Origin of the sequence: Flavobacterium sp., assembly GCF_043773265.1 — a bacterium.
Lineage (GTDB): Bacteria > Bacteroidota > Bacteroidia > Flavobacteriales > Flavobacteriaceae > Flavobacterium.
The window spans coordinates 1-16,536 of record NZ_JAYVFH010000154.1 but is presented as its reverse complement, the minus strand read 5'-3'; the positions used below and the strand labels follow the sequence as shown (position 1 = coordinate 16,536).

At 29.5% G+C, this 16,536-nt stretch carries 20 protein-coding genes; 6 read left to right on the top strand and 14 right to left on the bottom strand.

Annotation, left to right across the window (positions count from 1 at the left end):
* Positions 1 to 183 precede the first annotated feature (183 nt).
* Positions 184 to 1,380, bottom strand: a complete 1,197-nt coding sequence (locus ACH2BO_RS08505) for a pyridoxal phosphate-dependent aminotransferase (protein WP_395044316.1) — start codon at positions 1,378 to 1,380, stop codon at positions 184 to 186.
* 105 nt (positions 1,381 to 1,485) lie between these two features.
* On the opposite strand from ACH2BO_RS08505, the gene ACH2BO_RS08500 reads away from it, so the two are divergent.
* A complete protein-coding gene (locus ACH2BO_RS08500) occupies positions 1,486 to 2,817 on the top strand; it encodes an aspartyl protease family protein (RefSeq protein ID WP_395044315.1) in 1,332 nt (443 codons plus the stop codon).
* Between the two features lie 99 nt (positions 2,818 to 2,916).
* Here the strand turns inward: ACH2BO_RS08500 and ACH2BO_RS08495 are convergent, their stop codons facing one another.
* From ACH2BO_RS08495 to ACH2BO_RS08455, 9 genes are all read right to left on the bottom strand, one after another.
* Entirely contained in the window at positions 2,917 to 3,777 is an 861-nt protein-coding gene (locus tag ACH2BO_RS08495; RefSeq protein ID WP_395044314.1) for a TerC family protein, read from the bottom strand.
* Between the two features lie 41 nt (positions 3,778 to 3,818).
* Complete coding sequence (locus ACH2BO_RS08490; RefSeq protein ID WP_395044313.1) at positions 3,819 to 4,202, bottom strand: DNA topoisomerase IV; 384 nt, start codon at positions 4,200 to 4,202, stop codon at positions 3,819 to 3,821.
* 8 nt (positions 4,203 to 4,210) lie between these two features.
* Complete coding sequence (locus ACH2BO_RS08485; protein WP_395044312.1) at positions 4,211 to 4,438, bottom strand: DUF6095 family protein; 228 nt, start codon at positions 4,436 to 4,438, stop codon at positions 4,211 to 4,213.
* A 3-nt stretch (positions 4,439 to 4,441) separates the two neighbouring features.
* Positions 4,442 to 5,152: a hypothetical protein gene (locus ACH2BO_RS08480; protein ID WP_395044311.1), complete on the bottom strand. Its 711-nt coding sequence runs from the start codon at positions 5,150 to 5,152 to the stop codon at positions 4,442 to 4,444.
* Position 5,153: 1 nt separating this feature from the next.
* Positions 5,154 to 5,612 carry a hypothetical protein gene (locus ACH2BO_RS08475; protein WP_395044310.1) on the bottom strand — a complete coding sequence of 153 codons (459 nt, stop codon included), beginning with the start codon at positions 5,610 to 5,612 and terminating at the stop codon, positions 5,154 to 5,156.
* Entirely contained in the window at positions 5,609 to 5,908 is a 300-nt protein-coding gene (locus tag ACH2BO_RS08470; protein WP_395044309.1) for a hypothetical protein, read from the bottom strand. The genes ACH2BO_RS08475 and ACH2BO_RS08470 overlap by 4 nt, the downstream gene beginning before the upstream one ends.
* Positions 5,908 to 6,720: an N-acetylmuramic acid 6-phosphate etherase gene (gene murQ, locus ACH2BO_RS08465; protein ID WP_395044308.1), complete on the bottom strand. Its 813-nt coding sequence runs from the start codon at positions 6,718 to 6,720 to the stop codon at positions 5,908 to 5,910. The genes ACH2BO_RS08470 and murQ overlap by 1 nt, the downstream gene beginning before the upstream one ends.
* Positions 6,721 to 6,922: 202 nt before the next feature.
* Positions 6,923 to 7,591: a ZIP family metal transporter gene (locus ACH2BO_RS08460; RefSeq protein WP_395044307.1), complete on the bottom strand. Its 669-nt coding sequence runs from the start codon at positions 7,589 to 7,591 to the stop codon at positions 6,923 to 6,925.
* Between the two features lie 43 nt (positions 7,592 to 7,634).
* Positions 7,635 to 8,411: a class I SAM-dependent methyltransferase gene (locus ACH2BO_RS08455; protein ID WP_395044306.1), complete on the bottom strand. Its 777-nt coding sequence runs from the start codon at positions 8,409 to 8,411 to the stop codon at positions 7,635 to 7,637.
* Positions 8,412 to 8,532: 121 nt separating this feature from the next.
* On the opposite strand from ACH2BO_RS08455, the gene ACH2BO_RS08450 reads away from it, so the two are divergent.
* Positions 8,533 to 9,696, top strand: a complete 1,164-nt coding sequence (locus ACH2BO_RS08450; protein ID WP_395044305.1) for a class I SAM-dependent RNA methyltransferase — start codon at positions 8,533 to 8,535, stop codon at positions 9,694 to 9,696.
* Positions 9,697 to 9,714: 18 nt separating this feature from the next.
* Positions 9,715 to 9,948: a hypothetical protein gene (locus tag ACH2BO_RS08445; RefSeq protein ID WP_395044304.1), complete on the top strand. Its 234-nt coding sequence runs from the start codon at positions 9,715 to 9,717 to the stop codon at positions 9,946 to 9,948.
* Here the strand turns inward: ACH2BO_RS08445 and ACH2BO_RS08440 are convergent, their stop codons facing one another.
* From ACH2BO_RS08440 to ACH2BO_RS08425, 4 genes are all read right to left on the bottom strand, one after another.
* Positions 9,949 to 10,689, bottom strand: coding sequence for a DUF6048 family protein (locus ACH2BO_RS08440; RefSeq protein ID WP_395044303.1), 741 nt, complete (start codon positions 10,687 to 10,689; stop codon positions 9,949 to 9,951).
* Positions 10,661 to 11,197, bottom strand: a complete 537-nt coding sequence (locus ACH2BO_RS08435; protein ID WP_395044302.1) for a DUF6452 family protein — start codon at positions 11,195 to 11,197, stop codon at positions 10,661 to 10,663. The genes ACH2BO_RS08440 and ACH2BO_RS08435 overlap by 29 nt, the downstream gene beginning before the upstream one ends.
* Positions 11,198 to 11,347: 150 nt before the next feature.
* The gene (gene rlmD, locus ACH2BO_RS08430) at positions 11,348 to 12,763 is read right to left on the bottom strand and encodes a 23S rRNA (uracil(1939)-C(5))-methyltransferase RlmD (protein ID WP_395044301.1); all 1,416 of its coding nucleotides are present in this window, start codon (positions 12,761 to 12,763) and stop codon (positions 11,348 to 11,350) included.
* A gap of 73 nt (positions 12,764 to 12,836) precedes the next feature.
* On the bottom strand, positions 12,837 to 13,919 hold the full coding sequence (locus tag ACH2BO_RS08425; RefSeq protein ID WP_395044300.1) for a Fic family protein: 1,083 nt from the start codon (positions 13,917 to 13,919) through the stop codon (positions 12,837 to 12,839).
* A gap of 157 nt (positions 13,920 to 14,076) precedes the next feature.
* Between ACH2BO_RS08425 and ACH2BO_RS08420 the strand changes: the two genes are divergently transcribed.
* The 3 genes from ACH2BO_RS08420 to ACH2BO_RS08410 all read left to right on the top strand — a co-directional run.
* On the top strand, positions 14,077 to 14,622 hold the full coding sequence (locus tag ACH2BO_RS08420; protein WP_395044299.1) for a DUF1697 domain-containing protein: 546 nt from the start codon (positions 14,077 to 14,079) through the stop codon (positions 14,620 to 14,622).
* Positions 14,623 to 14,763: 141 nt separating this feature from the next.
* Positions 14,764 to 16,044, top strand: coding sequence for an ornithine--oxo-acid transaminase (gene rocD / locus ACH2BO_RS08415; RefSeq protein WP_395044298.1), 1,281 nt, complete (start codon positions 14,764 to 14,766; stop codon positions 16,042 to 16,044).
* 44 nt (positions 16,045 to 16,088) lie between these two features.
* On the top strand, positions 16,089 to 16,536 hold a 448-nt coding region (locus ACH2BO_RS08410), incomplete at its 3' end, for a hypothetical protein (RefSeq protein WP_395044297.1).

Genomic DNA, 16,536 nt, shown 5'->3' with positions numbered 1-16,536 from the left:
GACAACCACTACCAGCAACCGATTATTGGTTTACAGTAGATTATCTAGAACAAGTAACATCAAAACAGTTTAAAGCCCATTTCTCATTAAAAAGATAATTAAATTATTACATTTAGTATAGTAAAAAATCGATAACTGAAATGTGAAAATATTTTATCTTATAATTAGAAGATTCACTAAATATTAAATAGAATTATATGCTATTATTGCATTTTTTAATATTTCAACAGAACGAATTAAATCTTCTTTTTTAAGCACGTATGCAATTCTAACTTCATTTTGACCAACATTAGGAGTTGAATAAAAGCCAGCTGCAGGAGCAACCATTACAGTTTCACCATTGTAACTGTATGATTCTAATAACCATTGGGCAAACTTATCTGCGTTATCGATAGGCAATTGGGCAATACAATAAAAAGCTCCTTTTGGAGTACCAACTTTTACACCTTCAATTTTTTTAAGTTCAACAATTAATGTATCTCTTCTGTCTCTATATTCATCAATTACTTCTTCAAAATAAATATATGGAGTTTCTAAAGCAGCTTCACTAGCAATTTGAGCATAAGTTGGTGGACTTAATCTTGCTTGTGCAAACTTCATCGCAGCAGCCATAACTTCTTTGTTTTTAGAAACTATACAACCAATTCGTGCACCACACATACTGTATCTTTTTGAAACGGAATCAATCATAATTGCATTGTCTTCAATTCCTTTTACACTCATTACCGAGTGATGTTCTTCGGTTTCATCATAAATAAATTCTCGATAAACTTCATCTGCAATTAAAAACAAATCATGTTTTTTTACCAATGCTGCTAATTGTTGAATTTCATCATTAGAATATAAATAACCAGTTGGATTACCTGGATTACAAATAAGAATTGCTTTAGTTTTTGGAGTTATTAATTTTTCGAAATCGGCAATTGGAGGCAAGGCAAAACCTGTATCAATAGTTGAAATCACAGGAACTACTTTAACTCCTGAAGAAATAGAAAATCCGTTATAATTTGCGTAAAATGGTTCTGGAATAATAATTTCATCATCAACATCCATAGTACTTCCCATTGCAAAAAGTAATGCTTCAGAACCACCAGTTGTTATTATGATGTCTTCAAAATCAATTGGCAATGCATGACCTTTATAATATTGTGAGAGTTTGCGTCTATAACTTTCAAAACCAGCAGAATGACTGTATTCAAGAATTTTTATATCTGCATTTTTAACTGCATTTAGAGCAATTTCGGGAGTTTTAATATCTGGTTGACCAATATTTAAATGATATACTTTATGACCTTTTCTTTTTGCAATATCGGCATAAGGAACCAATTTACGAATTGGCGATTCAGGCATTTGTTTTCCTTTGTTTGAAATTTTTGGCATAATTTAAAATTTTGTTGTGCAAATTTGCAATTTTTTATTGTATTAATTGTTAAAAAATCTTTTGCAAGTAAATTTATTTATTAAATTTATTGAAATTATTATTTAATGAAATTTAAATTATATAGTATCTGCTTTTTTTTTTCAGTTCAAATGTTTTTTGGACAAAACGGATTTCAATTTGAAAGTAATAAAAATAGAGTTTCTATTCCTTTTAAATTAATTAATAACCTAATTATTATTTCTATAAAGGTAAATGATGTTCCACTAAATTTTCTTTTAGATACTGGAGTTGAAGAATCTATATTGTTTAGTTTAGATGAAACCGATGAGATTAGTTTTGCTAATATCCAAAAGATTAAAATAAAAGGATTTGGAAAAAAAGAAGCTTTTGATGGCTATAAATCAACAATGAACAAAATTGAAATTAAAAAATTTATAGATAAAAACCACACGTTATATCTTGTTCTTGATCAAGATATTAATATTTCATCCAACATTGGAGTTCCTGTTAATGGTATTATTGGATATCATTTTTTTAAAAATAATTTAATAAAAATTGATTATCAAAATAATAAAATTATTATTTATAAAAATAAAGTAAAACAACTCAATAAAATTGAAAAGTCATTTTCTAAATCATCATTAGTTTTTCATGATGGTAAACCTTTTATTAATTCAAATATTAAATTTGAAAACACTTCCAAATTCATAGAAGCTAAGCTATTAATAGATACTGGAAACAGTGATGCAATTTGGTTGTTTAAAAATAAAAGTGACCAAATAATAATACCAAAGAACAATGTTGAAGATTATTTAGGAAGAGGTTTTAGTGGAGATGTATTTGGTTTTAGAGGAAGAGTTTCAACGTTTCAATTAAATAATTTTGAGATTCAAAACCCAATAGTTGCTTTTCCAAATAGTTTAGAAACTCAAGAAATCGAAAAAATAGAAAATCGTTTAGGATCTGTTGGTTCTGAAATAATGAAACGATTTACTGTGTTTTTTGATTATCAAAACGAACAAATTTATTTAAGAAAAAATGCTTATTTCAATGATGAATTCAATTTTAATATGTCTGGAATTGACATTCAACATCAAGGTTTACAATGGATTAAACAAAGCTTTGAAAACAATCCGGCACTTGCTAATAATATACTTGATGGAAACGGAGATAAAATTTCAAACAATCTTAAATACAAGTTTGAATTAAAACCTGTTTATATTATTTCAAATGTTAGAAAAAACTCATCTGCTGAAATTGTGGGTTTATTAAAAGATGATTTAATTGTAAAAATCAATAAACGATTTGCCTATAATTTTACACTTCAAGACATAAATAATATATTAAAATCCGAAGAAGGAAAAGTAATAGAGATTGAAGTTGATAGAAATGGAAGACATTATATCTTCAAAATACAACTTAAAAAAATATTATAAAAAAATGCTTCTATTTTCATCTAGAAGCATTTTTTATTTTAAATCTGTTGTTTGTCATCAAATTTAATATGTAATTATAGTAAATGAATTTAAAGAATATTAATCTGTAACATCTCTGTCTTCTAGTTCTTTATCAATAATCCTATTGTTCTTCAACACAACAGGTTTATTATTTTTACGCATTTTTATGTTTAAAAACTCTACAAAAAGCGAGAAGAATATTGAAAAATACAGATAACCTTTTGGTATTGTACCAACTTCGGTGTCGTTTCCAAATTTAAAGTGTGCTAAATGTGAACCTTCTGCAAGAAGCATTACACCAATTAATATTAAAAATGACAAACCTAGTATTTGTATTGTTGGATGTTCGTTTACAAATTTAGAAACTGGCCCTGCAAAAATCATCATAATAATTATTGAAATAACTACTGCCAAAATCATAATAAGTATAGCTCCTTCTGATCCAAAACCACCTTCGGCTGGAGTTTTCATGCTTATCATTCCTATTGCAGTAAGAATACTATCAAAAGAAAAAACTATGTTTAATAAAGCGATTTGAACTATGGCTTTTGTTAAGTTAGATGCTCCTTTACCAGATGTCGATTCTTCTTCTCCTTCCATTTTATGATGAATTTCTGATACTGATTTGTATAACAAAAACAATCCGCCACCAAAAATTATTAAGCTTTGACCAGTAATATGTGCTTCAAAAAAGCCAATATCTATAGAAAAAAGGGTTTCTTGTAAACTTAAAACCCAAGTTATTCCAAATAATAATATAATTCTAAATGCCATTGCTAATAAAAGCCCTATTCTTCTTGCTCTTGGTTGGTCTTTTTCTTCTAACTTTCCTGAAACAATTGAAAGAAAGACAATATTGTCAATTCCTAAAATGATTTCTAAAAAAGTTAAGGTTAATAAAGCTAACCAAGCATTAGGGTTTGAAATTAATTCCATCATGAGTTAAGAAAATTTAATTTATTAAAGTAATTGTACGTTGATTAATCTATTTTTGTTACAATTCCTCGTTGTATTTTTGTATCACCAACAAAAGAATATTCAAAGGTATATGTTTTTGCAGTAGTTGTGAGTATTTTCATTGAAATCGCCTTTTTTTCTTGTATGTTTTTAGGTTTTGTTTTTTGCAAAATAAATTCGCAATCATTTACCCAACGTACAGTTGCAGTATCTATTTTGCCATTGTAAGTTTCTATTTGAAATTTACCAATTCGTTCAAAAGTTGAAGTTTGCTTTTTGCCATCAATTTCTTGTGAAAATTCAAATTTTCCAGTTTTAAAATCGGTACAGTTTTTTTCTTGTTTGTAGCAAGAAGTTAAAGTTATTATTAATAGAATTGTGAGAAAACTATTTTTATATAGTATCATAGAAATTGTTATTTATTGTCATTAAAAAGTGCATCGGTCATTGTTTTTATTCCTTTAAACATGCAAAACATTGCTGACAAGCAAACTACAATTCCTATTATTAAAACAACTAAATAATATGGATGTTCTTTGTTTTTGAAAGCGCTATTCATTATTATTGGTCCAATAAAGAACAATGGTAATCCTGCAAATAAATATTTTACACCTTTAGATAGAAGTTCTTTGTTGGTAGACATTTTTTAGTTTTTTATCCAATTATTTAGCATTTTTTTATCTGATGAAAGCTTGCCAACAACTCTATATTTTGAATTTACAATTAATCTAGATTCAAGAAGTTTTTCTTTTATAACTTTGTATGGAGAAATTCCGCTTGAGTGAATAAAAAAATTGCTATTATTAGAAATTAATACAAAACCAGTATGATTATCTAAACCTACAATATAAATTCCGTTTCCTTTTGATTTTAGGATATTTTCAAATTCTTGAATTGATTTATTAGAAAATCTAAAAATATTTTTTTCAGAAACAATGCTTTGAATCATTTCTTCCGAAGCACATTGGGCAAGTTTAATTCTATTTATGTTCAAACCTGTATCTCGAAGTGTTGTTGTTACAAAATAACCACAAGCTATTTCTCCTTCATTTGGTTTTTGAGTTGTGCCATTATAGTCCCATTTTGTGCCATACCAATACGGAAAAATTTTGTTTGTTAAAATATTTGTAAATGTTTCGCCAATTTCTTTCGTGCTTTTGGTTTCTAATTTTTTCTTTATTATTTTTATTGAATCTAATGTTTTGGTATAATTTTTTAATTCAACATTAATAGCTTTATCATTTACAATTGCATTTTTTGATTTTGCTCTAAAAATAAATAAAGTAGAAAAAACTACTAATAACATGAAAAATAAAAACAATAAAAGTTGAGATAAAAATTCTTTTTTGATAGACATTTTAGAATCTTAACTGAATTCCATATCCATTTTGGTTTGCTAAAATATTAATTTCTAAATTGTCGTTAAAACCAGTGCTTTTTAATCCGTTATTATACATTTCAATTCCTTCTCTCATTTTTTTGTTTTTTCCAATTAAAACAGGAATTGACAATGCAATTACGCTAACTCCAACAATTGTTGCTGGTCCAGGATATTTTACATCAGAAACCAATCCTTTTACAGCATCAGCAACTGTTATAGCAATTCCAAAACCTAGTAAAAATCCACCATTTGCTTCTTTTCTTTTACCTTCTTTAAATAATGATAATGCTCGAGGATTTGAAGCTAATTTTTCTTTAGTTTCACGACTAGAAATTTGTTGTCCGTTTACATAATAACGTCCTTTTTGAATGGTTATTTCTTGCGAAAATGAATAACTAGAAAATAGAACAACAAGTAAAACAATTAATTTTTTCATAATGTAGGTTTTTGTTTATTAGCAAATTTGTATTTATAAATCAATGCAAAAATAAATCCTGCAATTGAATGTATCATAATAGTGTATAAAAATAGGAATATTTTTTTTAATCCTAATTCATCTTGAGAAAATATCTTTATTGTAGAGAATAAAATCACATAAGAATAAATTACAACAACCAATGAACTCATAATGAAGTAACCCAAAACATAATGCCATTTCCTTATTATATAAAGACTTACAATCCAGGAAATGGGCATTAATCCAATTAAAAAATAAAAAATGTAAACGGTCATTAGTTTTTATAATGATCAACTGCTTTTCTAACACTTCCAAATTCAGATAATAATTGAGATGCTTTTTCATAATCAACATCAATTTCACTCATTATCATTTTTACACCACGATCAACGAGTTTGTCATTACTCAATTGCATGTCAACCATTTTGTTTCCTTTAACTTTTCCAAGCTGAATCATTGTTGTGGTAGAAATCATATTTAAAACTAGTTTTTGTGCCGTTCCAGCTTTCATTCTAGAACTTCCAGTTACAAATTCTGGTCCAACGACAACTACAATTGGAAATTTCGCTGTCATTGCCAATGGACTTCCATCATTGCAAGTTATACAACCAGTAATAATGTTGTTTTTGTTGCATTTTTTTAATCCTTCAATTACATAAGGTGTTGTTCCTGATGCAGCAATTCCAATTACAACATCGTTTGAAGTTATATTTTGTTCTTGTAAATCAATCCACGCTTGCGTTGTATTGTCTTCGGCGTTTTCAACCGCTTTTCTAATGGCTTTATCACCACCAGCAATAATTCCGTTTACCATGTCAAATGGTACTCCAAATGTTGGAGGACATTCACTTGCATCAACAATACCTAATCGTCCAGAAGTTCCAGCTCCAATATAAAAAAGTCGACCACCAAGTTTCATTTTGGCAACAATTTCTATAACTAATTTTTCTATTTGTGGTAAAGACTTTTCTACTGCAATAGGAACAGTTTTGTCTTCATTATTAATATTTTGCAATAAATCTGTAATAGACATTTTTTCTAAATGTTCGTATTTGGATGTTTGTTCGGTGGTTTTTGTGAAGTTCATATTTTTTGACACTAAGTCGCTAAGGCGCAAAGATTTTTTGATTATTCACAAATTTAATAAATATAATTTTAAGATGAAGTAATTAATATAATAAAGCTTTGTAGTAATTTGATTTCAAGTTTTAATAAAGCAATATTTTTAATAAATTAAACTATATAATAACTTAATATTAATAAAAACTAGTGCCTTAGCGACTTAGTGGCTAAAGAAAACTAGCCAATAAAATTCCTAAAACAATCATTGAAATTTTAGCAATATTAAATTTATGACCTTCACTGCTTTCAAAAATAATTGTAGACGAAATATGAAATAATATACCAATTACAACCGCAGTAATTTCAGTATAATAATTGTTTAAAGAAGGAAAAACTTCTGAAACCAATGTTCCCAAAGGAGTCATTATTGCAAAAGTTAACATGAAAAGGAATAATATAGTTTTATTTAATTGTGCATTTATGAAAAAAGTGGTTAAAATAATTGCAATTGGTAAATGATGAATAGCAATTCCTATTGCCAATTCTTGATGATGACTTACTGGAAAACCTTCTAACAATGCATGAACACATAAACTAATAAACAATAACCAAGGCATTTGTTTCATTTTATCATGACCATGAACATGACCATGCTCTGCACCTTTTGAGAAAAACTCTAAGATTATTTGAAATAAAATTCCAATCATAATAAACATACCAACATTATTGTTTTTACTTTCATAAACATCTGGAAGCAAGTGCATCACTGTTAACGAAAGTAAAAACGAACCACTAAAAGCTAAAAGTAATTTTAAATTGGTTTTGTTTTTTGGCTGTAACCCAATTGCAATTCCATATCCTAATAAAACCGACAGTAATGGTAAAATGTAATTCATCTAAAGTCTATTATCTATATTCTATTTTCTTTGCTCTTTCTTTTTATTTAAAAATCATAATCAATCGTTCACTAGAAGTTTTATGATACTTTTTTAATTTATAATCACCAAAAATATCCAATAAAAAAATTCCTGCTTCCTCCATCATTTCTTGAAAATTCTCTAGCGTCAAAGCTTTTACTTTTTCAGTAAAATGAAATTTTACAACTTGGTCTTCAAATTCTATTTCTTTTACAATATGATTGTCTTTTACATACCTTTTAATATGAAAATCAATCTCATCAACAGTTTTGATTTCATCGGGAACTAAATTAGAAATTACCTGATTTACATTCATAAAATCAATTACAGCAAATCCATATTCAGATAAACTTTCTTTTATTGCAATGAGTGTTTTGAGATCATCATCGTTATTTTCAAAATAGCCAAAACTGGTAAATAAATTAAAAATCGCATCAAATTTTCCTTCAAATGGTTCACGCATATCATGAACTTCAAAATGCAAACTTTCATTCGTGTTTTTACTTGCTTCACTAATACTATTTTCAGATAAATCTGCGCCAATAACATCAAACCCAAGTTGGTTTAAATAAATAGAATGACGACCTTTTCCACAAGCCAAATCTAATACTTTTGCTTTTTCTGGAAGGTTAAGATAATGCGTTAAATTATCCATGAAAATTTGAGCTTCACGATAATTTCTATCTTTATATAAAATATGATAATATGGTGAGTCAAACCATGACGCATACCATTTTATAGTTTCAAGTTTTGGGTTTCGTCCAGAAGCTTCGGGATCGAGTTTGTGTAAATCTGACATTTATTCTTTTCAAATGAATTCTAGCGCACAAATTTAGTGTATTTTTGCAGAAGTTATTCCAAGTTTGCAATTGATATTGATTTTTGATATTGCATTTGAGTTATTGACATTTATATTGAAAATGGAAAATTATAAAATGATTGCCAAAACCTTCTTTGGTTTTGAAGAAATATTAGCCAAAGAGTTGCAACAATTAGGCGCGCAAGATGTTGAAATTGGTACAAGAATGGTAGGTTTTAAAGGTGATAAAGGTTTTATGTATAAAGCAAATTTGTCTTTGCGTACAGCTTTAAAAATATTAAAACCAATTTATTATTTTAGAGCTAAAACCGATGCCTTACTTTATAAAGGTATTCAAGGAATAGATTGGAGCAAATATTTAAATTCTAATCAAACTTTTGTAATTGATACAACAATTCATTCTGATTTTTTTAAACACTCACAATTTGTTTCTCAAAAAGCCAAAGATGCAATTGTAGATCAATTTCGTGATAAAACTGGGCAAAGACCAAGTGTAGACAAAGATTTTCCAGATTTAAGAATAAACATCCATATTGATAAAGACCAGGTTTCGGTTGCATTAGATACTTCTGGTGTTTCATTGCATCAACGAGGTTATAAAACAGCAACTAATATTGCGCCAATAAACGAAGTTCTTGCAGCAGGAATGTTATTACTTGCAGGTTGGGAAGGAAAATCAGATTTTCTAGATCCAATGTGTGGTTCTGGAACTATTCTTGCCGAAGCAGCTATGATTGCTTGTAATATTCCAGCAAATATTAATAGAAAAGAATTTGCTTTTGAAAAATGGAACGATTGGGATAATGATTTATTTGACCAAATTATTGATGCATTGATGAAACGAACTCGTGAATTTCATTTTTCAATAAAAGGTTATGATAAAGCGCCAAGTGCTGTCGAAAAAGCCACTGCAAATATAAAAAACGCCAATCTTGACGATTATGTAACTGTAGAACAGCAGAATTTTTTTGATACTAAAAAAGAATCTTCAGGTCATTTACAAATGGTTTTCAATCCACCTTATGGAGAACGTTTGGATATTGATTTAGAACGTTTTTACAGAGAAATGGGCGATACTCTAAAAAATAATTATGCCAATACCAATGCATGGTTTATAACTGCTAATCTTGAAGCTCTAAAATTTGTTGGATTAAAACCATCAAGAAAAATAAAACTTTTTAACGGAAGTCTTGAAGCAAGATTGGTAAAATATGAAATGTATGAAGGAAGTAAACGAACTAAATTTCAAATTCAAGACGAATAGTTTTCAATATCAATTATAATGAGTAAAAAAACTAAAGCATTTGTTTATCAACTAGTAAGTTTTGCTGTAATCTTTTTTTCGGTTCGTTATCTTACTGCTACTTTTACCAATTTAACTGGTTATTGGATTCCGATAACAGCATTTGTAGTTGGTACAATTTTGGCTCCAAGATTTCAAGCAATATCAACTAGAGATGGTGAAAAATTGTTTATGAAATGGTTATTTATAAAAGGAATTAAAGAAATAAAATAATTATTTTTTCTTTTTTGTTTCTTTCTTTTTTGCTTTTACAGTAGCTTTATAAAGAGGTAAGAAATAAGAAACTGTATAATTAAAACCAACACCAAAACTACCATCATAAGTTCGGTTAAAACCCGGAATGTATAAATTGTCAAAGTTTTGAGGTTTTTTATTAGAAGTCAATCTATTAATTCTAAAACTGAAGCCAACAAAAATATTATTAAAAACTTCTGCTTTTACACCAGCAACAACTTCTAACCATTGTGCCGATAAACCATTAAACTCTTCACCAGAAACAGCAACTGGTGCTTCAACAAAATAAGGATTTGGGTTGTAAATTTTGTAACTATTTAAGGTTTGACTAAACGAACTAATACCATATCGTAAGCCAACATAAATCATGTTTTCCATTCCTAGCCAATTCTCATATGCATTATAATCAAAACCTGCTTTTAAATAAGTTCCTTTGGTTGTAAAATTTAGTTGCGTATCATCAACCGTTTTATTTTCATTACCAATTTCGGCTGCTATATAATGTTTTCGCGTTAATCTATAATCGCCAACAACTTCAATTGCTCTATAATCTTTTTCATAGAATGAGCGAGTTAGTTTAAATAAATCTACACCAAATCTAACGCCATAACGTTCCGTTTTTGGAGCAATACTGTCTTTTTTTGAGAGTTCTTGTGCCATTCCAGAAAATGAAATGAACACCAATAGTAAACTAAAAGTATATTTTAACATGTGTTTCATTTTCATTGTTTAGGTTTGTTTTAACAATATCCAAATCTTTAATCCATAAACCGTCAAGTGTTGTTGCATCTGAATAAATAATTGGATTTGTGGAATTTAAACTAAAAACAGTTTTAAATCCACAAGCTCTAGAAACATAAATTTCTTGTCTTGTATAATTTATTTCAAATAAATCTGTGTTTTCTCCAATTGTAGCACCAGAATTTAAAACAAATGAATATTTTGTAACATCGTCTGTAGTTTTTAAAGGAATAAATACTTTTGAGCCATCAAATAAATATCGTTCTGGATTTGTAGTTGGAAAACCATCATTGAATGTAAGTGATTCAGTCAATCCATTTGCTGTAACTCTTAGATTTACAACACTTTTCAAAACAGAAGGATTTGCAAAATCATAAAACTCAATAACCAATCTTGGAGTTGTAGAAGTTGCAGCATCGCAAATATCATCTTTTTCACAACCAGAAAAAGAAAATGCAATTAATATTATAAGAAGTATTTTTTTCATGTTTTTTTATTTTTCAAAAGAAATCTCAATATCAATCTCAAAAATCAATTTCAAAAATCAATTTCAAATCTTGCAACATTTAAACTGATTACTAAGAACTGAACACTGAACACTAACCACTGACCACTGAATACTGACCACTGACCACTACTAGCGAAGTTCCAAAAGTACAACATTTTCTACATGATGCGTTTGCGGAAACATATCAACAGGTCGAACACGAGTAACTTTATATTTTTCGTCCATTAATGCTAAATCTCTAGCTTGTGTTGCCGAATTACAACTTACATAAACCACTTTTTGAGGAGCAATTTTCATAATTTGTTCCACAACATCTTTATGCATTCCATCTCTTGATGGATCAGTAATAATTACATCAGGCATTCCGTTTTTAGCAATAAAATCATCATTAAAAACATTTTTCATATCGCCAACAAAGAATTCGCAATTGGTAATTTCATTACGTTTAGCATTTTCTTTAGCATCAAATATTGCTTCTGGAACAGCTTCAACACCAACAACTTTCTTCGCTTTTTTAGCTACAAATTGTGCAATAGTTCCAGTTCCTGTATATAAATCGTAAACAATTTCGTTTCCTGTTAATCCTGCAAAATCTCTTGTAATTTTATATAATTCATAAGCTTGGTCGGAGTTGGTTTGATAAAAAGATTTAGCATTTATACTAAATTTCAAACCTTCCATTTCTTCAAGAATATAATCTCTTCCTTTAAATAATTTAATATCTTGGTCGTACAAAGTATCGTTAGCTTTACTGTTTACCACATATTGTAAAGAAGTAATTTGCGGAAACTTTTCGTGAATAAAATTCATCAACAACTCACGATTGACTTTATCGTTTTCAAAAAACTGAATCAAAACCATCAATTCGCCAGTCGAAGCAGTTCTAATCATTAATGTTCTTAGCAAACCTTCGTGATTTCTTGCATTGAAAAAAGTCATATTGTTTGCAACAGCAAATTCTTTAATGGAATTTCGAATAGCATTTGATGGATCTTCTTGCAAATGACATTTTTCTATATCTAGAATTTTGTCCCACATTCTTGGAATATGAAAACCCAAAGCCGGATTTTTACTTAACGATAAATCATCACTTTGAATTTCGGTTTCGTTTAACCAACGAGTGTCCGAAAAACCAAATTCCATTTTATTTCTATAAAAAAACTGTTTTTCAGATCCTAAGATTGGTTCAAAAGCTGGTAATTCTATTTTTCCAATGCGTTTTAAATTATTATAAACTTCATTATTTTTATAAAATAATTGTTGTTCATATTTCATATTTTGCCATTTGCAACCGCCACAAGCACCAAAATGTTTACAAACTGGTTCAATTCTATTATCAGAAAACGAGTGAAATTTTATAGCTTTACCTTCGTAATACGACTTTCTTTTTTTTAATGTTTGCACATCAACCACATCACCAGGAACAACATTTGGTATAAATATTACTTGTCCTTCTGGCGCTTTAGCAACCGAAACACCTTTGGCACCAGCATCAAGCACAGTTACGTTTTCAAATATAATTTTGTCGGTTTTCTTTTTTCCCATGAGGCAAAAATAAGGTTTTGGTTTGTTTTATTAGAATGTTTAAGAAAAAAATGTGTTTTTTAAAAACATCAATTTATTTAATTTTATAATGAGTACTTCTTCCTAATCCTAGTTGTTCTAACACCTCTTTTTTAACCAAGTCTTGTAAATCTCTCAAAGCAGTATCTGTTGATATTTTGGATATTTTAGCATATTTAGAAACATTGAGATTTCCAAAAAAATCATCCAGTAGCAATTGTACTATTTTTTGTTGGCGTGCATTAAAAACGGTGGTTTTATTTACTTCCCAAAATTTTGTGCGCGTTCTAGATTTTGCTATCGTTTCGTCGGTTTGTTTCATAGAACGCAGTAAGCAATTTAAAAACCAAACCATCCATTCGGTGCAATCTAAATCGCCTTTCTGAGTACTTTCTAATAACGAGTAATAGGTGTTTCGTTCTATTTGTATTTGCGCCGACATCGAATAAAAACGCTGCGGACTTTCATCGGCTTGCGCCAAAAACATATCGGTTATCGCTCTAGCTATACGACCATTTCCATCGTCAAATGGATGTATCGTTACAAACCACAAATGCGCCAATGCTGCTTTTAGTACTTTATCAAGTTTGTTTTCGTCTTGAACCCAATCTAAAAAAAGTTTCATTTCGGTTGGCAATTTTTCGGCGTTTGGTGCTTCAAAATGTATTATTTCTTTTCCCATTGCGCCAGAAGTTACTTGCATTGTGCCATCACGCCATGCGCCAGTTATTATTTTGTGCATACCACTTCTTCCTGTAGGAAATAAAGCAGCATGCCAATCAAATAAACGTTCTTCTGTAAGTAGTTTGTTGTAGTTTTGAGTTGCGTCTAATAGCATTTCTACAACGCCTTCCACATCTCTTTCGGCTTTTATTGCGCCAGCTATTTCTATGCCCAATCGTCTTGCTATTGAAGAACGTACTTGATCAGGATGTAAAAATTCGCCTTCTATTTCGCTGGTTTTTAGTGCGTCCATTGTTAAGGCAACTAACATGTTTTCTTCTAATTGCCCAAAACCAAGTGCTTGCATTTGTCCCAATATTTTTCCTTGTTGGTGACGCACAGCTCCAAGTAAAGAGCTTACGTCGTCTGAATCCCAAGTGAAATTTGGCCAATTTTTAAGTTGATGTATGTACATAATCACCGCGTATTTGCGGTAAAAATACAATCTTTTTACTGAAGTAAGAAGTTTTGCGGTGATTATTTCATTTAATCACTGCATTTTTGCGGTGAATAGAACAATTAATCACCACATTTTTAAAAGTTTGATATTATCTTTTGATTATATTTACACCATGAAACACCTAGCATTACTAAGAGGAATAAACGTATCAGGACACAACATGATAAAAATGGAAGTTTTAAAAAACATGTTAGAAGCTATTGGGTTTACTAATGTGGTAACTTATATTCAAAGCGGAAATGTGTTTGTAGAAACCGATGAAGAAAGTGGTTTTAGTGTAGCTTTCAAAATAAAACAAGAAATTTATAAAATCTTTGGACACGAAGTTCCAATAATTGTAATTGGTAAAAACGATTTGGAATTGTGTTTAAAAAATAATCCGTTCTTGAAAGAAAAAGACGTTGACTCTAAGAAATTATATGTTGCTTTTATTTCTAAAGAATTGCAAAGTTCTGCCATAAACGAATTAAAAATCAGTCAATTTAAACCCGATGAAGCAGTAATTGACGGAAATAAAATCTTTATAAAATACGACATTGGAGCAGGAAAAACAAGATTAGATCAAAAATATATCGAGAAAAAACTAAATGTTACAGCTACAATGCGAAATTGGAATACGGTTACTAAACTATTAGAAATGTATGAGGAAAAGGTTTAAAAGTTTAATAGTTTAGAAGTTTAAGAGTAACTTTAAACTTAAATTTTTACTTTTGTAGAATTACGGATGATTTCTCTCCAAAAGTAGGAATTGCGATTTATAAAAGAATCTGAAATAAATTCAGATTAAATATCAAATAGTATGTCAGTTTTAGAAAAAATCAGCTCAGAAGAAATTATTTTGTTAGAAAATAAATACGGAGCACACAATTATCATCCACTTCCAGTAGTATTAAGTAGAGGTGAAGGTGTTTATGTTTGGGATGTTGAAGGTAAAAAATATTACGATTTTCTTTCGGCTTATTCTGCTGTAAATCAAGGTCATTGTCACCCAAAAATTATTGGAGCAATGATAAATCAAGCACAAACTTTAACCTTAACTTCTCGTGCATTTTATAATGACAAATTGGGAGTTTATGAAGAATATGTAACCAAGTATTTTGGATTTGACAAAGTACTTCCAATGAATACTGGTGCAGAAGCTGTAGAAACGGCTTTGAAATTGTGCAGAAAATGGGCTTATGAGAAAAAAGGAATTCCAGAAAACGAAGCACAAATAATAGTTTGCGACGGAAATTTTCACGGAAGAACAACTACAATAATTTCTTTTTCTAATGATGAAAATGCTAGAAAAAATTTCGGACCCTATACAGCAGGATTTATCAAAATTCCTTATGATGACATCAGTGCGTTAGAAAATGCTATAAAATCAACTAAAAACATCGCAGGATTTCTTGTAGAACCAATTCAAGGCGAAGCTGGAGTTTATGTTCCGGCTGAGGATTATTTGGCTAAAGCTAAAGCACTTTGCGAAGCTAATAATGTTTTATTTATTGCAGATGAAGTGCAAACAGGAATTGCAAGAACTGGTTCAATATTAGCAGTTTGCGGAAATTGTACTTGTGAAAATGCTTGCGAAAAACAAGCCAGTTATGTTGCTCCAGACATTTTAATTCTTGGAAAAGCATTATCTGGTGGTGCCTATCCAGTTTCGGCAGTTTTGGCAAACGATCATATTATGAATGTAATAAAACCAGGTCAACACGGTTCTACTTTTGGTGGAAATCCTATTGCTGGTGCAGTTGCAATTGCAGCTTTGGATGTTGTTAATGACGAAAATTTATCTCAAAACGCACGTAGATTAGGAAAAATTTTTAGAGAAAAAATTGGCGAATTTGTAAAAACATCTAACATTGCAACGCTAGTTCGCGGAAAAGGTTTGCTAAATGCCATTGTAATTAACGATACCGAAGAAAGTGATACTGCTTGGAATATTTGTATGGCTTTGAGAGATAACGGATTATTGGCAAAACCAACACACGGAAATATTATTCGTTTTGCGCCACCTTTGGTCATGAACGAAGAGCAATTGTTAGATTGTGTTGCTATAATTATTGCAACTTTAAAACAATTTGAAAAATAAAAACCAACAAACCAGAATACTAACCAATTAATTATTTTTATTTTATGGAAAACCAAAACAATTTAGAATTAAACGCACAAGCTCAAGCTGCTTTGAAAGAAAGTGCCAAATGGTCAATGTTTTTAGCCATTTTAGGATTTGTAGGAATAGGTTTTATGATTATTGCAGCAATTTTTATGGGTTCGGTAATGGCAATGATGCCAGATGACCCATATTCTACTAGTGGTGCATTTGGTTCGTTTGGAGCTATGAAAGGATTTATTTCAATTATCTATATAGTAGTGGCTGCAATTTATTTTATGCCAGTTTTTTATTTGTATAAATATGCTTCTGGAATGAAAACTGCTTTGGCAACAAGTAATTCAGATTTGGTTTCAAATTCGTTAGTTCAATTAAAATCACATCATAAATTTTTAGGGATTTCAATGATTGTTTTAATTTCGCTTTATATAATAATTATTATTGGACTTGTTGTTACTTTTGCTTCTGCAG

Coding starts and splice junctions, on each gene's coding strand:
- ACH2BO_RS08505 (WP_395044316.1), bottom strand. CDS start 1,380: ATGCCAAAAATTTCAAACAAAGGAAAACAAATGCCTGAATCGCCAATT.
- ACH2BO_RS08500 (WP_395044315.1), top strand. CDS start 1,486: ATGAAATTTAAATTATATAGTATCTGCTTTTTTTTTTCAGTTCAAATG.
- rocD (WP_395044298.1), top strand. CDS start 14,764: ATGTCAGTTTTAGAAAAAATCAGCTCAGAAGAAATTATTTTGTTAGAA.
- ACH2BO_RS08450 (WP_395044305.1), top strand. CDS start 8,533: ATGGAAAATTATAAAATGATTGCCAAAACCTTCTTTGGTTTTGAAGAA.
- ACH2BO_RS08435 (WP_395044302.1), bottom strand. CDS start 11,197: ATGAAAAAAATACTTCTTATAATATTAATTGCATTTTCTTTTTCTGGT.
- ACH2BO_RS08445 (WP_395044304.1), top strand. CDS start 9,715: ATGAGTAAAAAAACTAAAGCATTTGTTTATCAACTAGTAAGTTTTGCT.
- ACH2BO_RS08470 (WP_395044309.1), bottom strand. CDS start 5,908: ATGACCGTTTACATTTTTTATTTTTTAATTGGATTAATGCCCATTTCC.
- rlmD (WP_395044301.1), bottom strand. CDS start 12,763: ATGGGAAAAAAGAAAACCGACAAAATTATATTTGAAAACGTAACTGTG.
- ACH2BO_RS08485 (WP_395044312.1), bottom strand. CDS start 4,438: ATGTCTACCAACAAAGAACTTCTATCTAAAGGTGTAAAATATTTATTT.
- ACH2BO_RS08495 (WP_395044314.1), bottom strand. CDS start 3,777: ATGATGGAATTAATTTCAAACCCTAATGCTTGGTTAGCTTTATTAACC.
- ACH2BO_RS08455 (WP_395044306.1), bottom strand. CDS start 8,411: ATGTCAGATTTACACAAACTCGATCCCGAAGCTTCTGGACGAAACCCA.
- ACH2BO_RS08480 (WP_395044311.1), bottom strand. CDS start 5,152: ATGTCTATCAAAAAAGAATTTTTATCTCAACTTTTATTGTTTTTATTT.
- ACH2BO_RS08425 (WP_395044300.1), bottom strand. CDS start 13,919: ATGTACATACATCAACTTAAAAATTGGCCAAATTTCACTTGGGATTCA.
- ACH2BO_RS08420 (WP_395044299.1), top strand. CDS start 14,077: ATGAAACACCTAGCATTACTAAGAGGAATAAACGTATCAGGACACAAC.
- ACH2BO_RS08475 (WP_395044310.1), bottom strand. CDS start 5,612: ATGAAAAAATTAATTGTTTTACTTGTTGTTCTATTTTCTAGTTATTCA.
- ACH2BO_RS08460 (WP_395044307.1), bottom strand. CDS start 7,591: ATGAATTACATTTTACCATTACTGTCGGTTTTATTAGGATATGGAATT.
- ACH2BO_RS08440 (WP_395044303.1), bottom strand. CDS start 10,689: ATGAAACACATGTTAAAATATACTTTTAGTTTACTATTGGTGTTCATT.
- ACH2BO_RS08490 (WP_395044313.1), bottom strand. CDS start 4,202: ATGATACTATATAAAAATAGTTTTCTCACAATTCTATTAATAATAACT.
- murQ (WP_395044308.1), bottom strand. CDS start 6,720: ATGAACTTCACAAAAACCACCGAACAAACATCCAAATACGAACATTTA.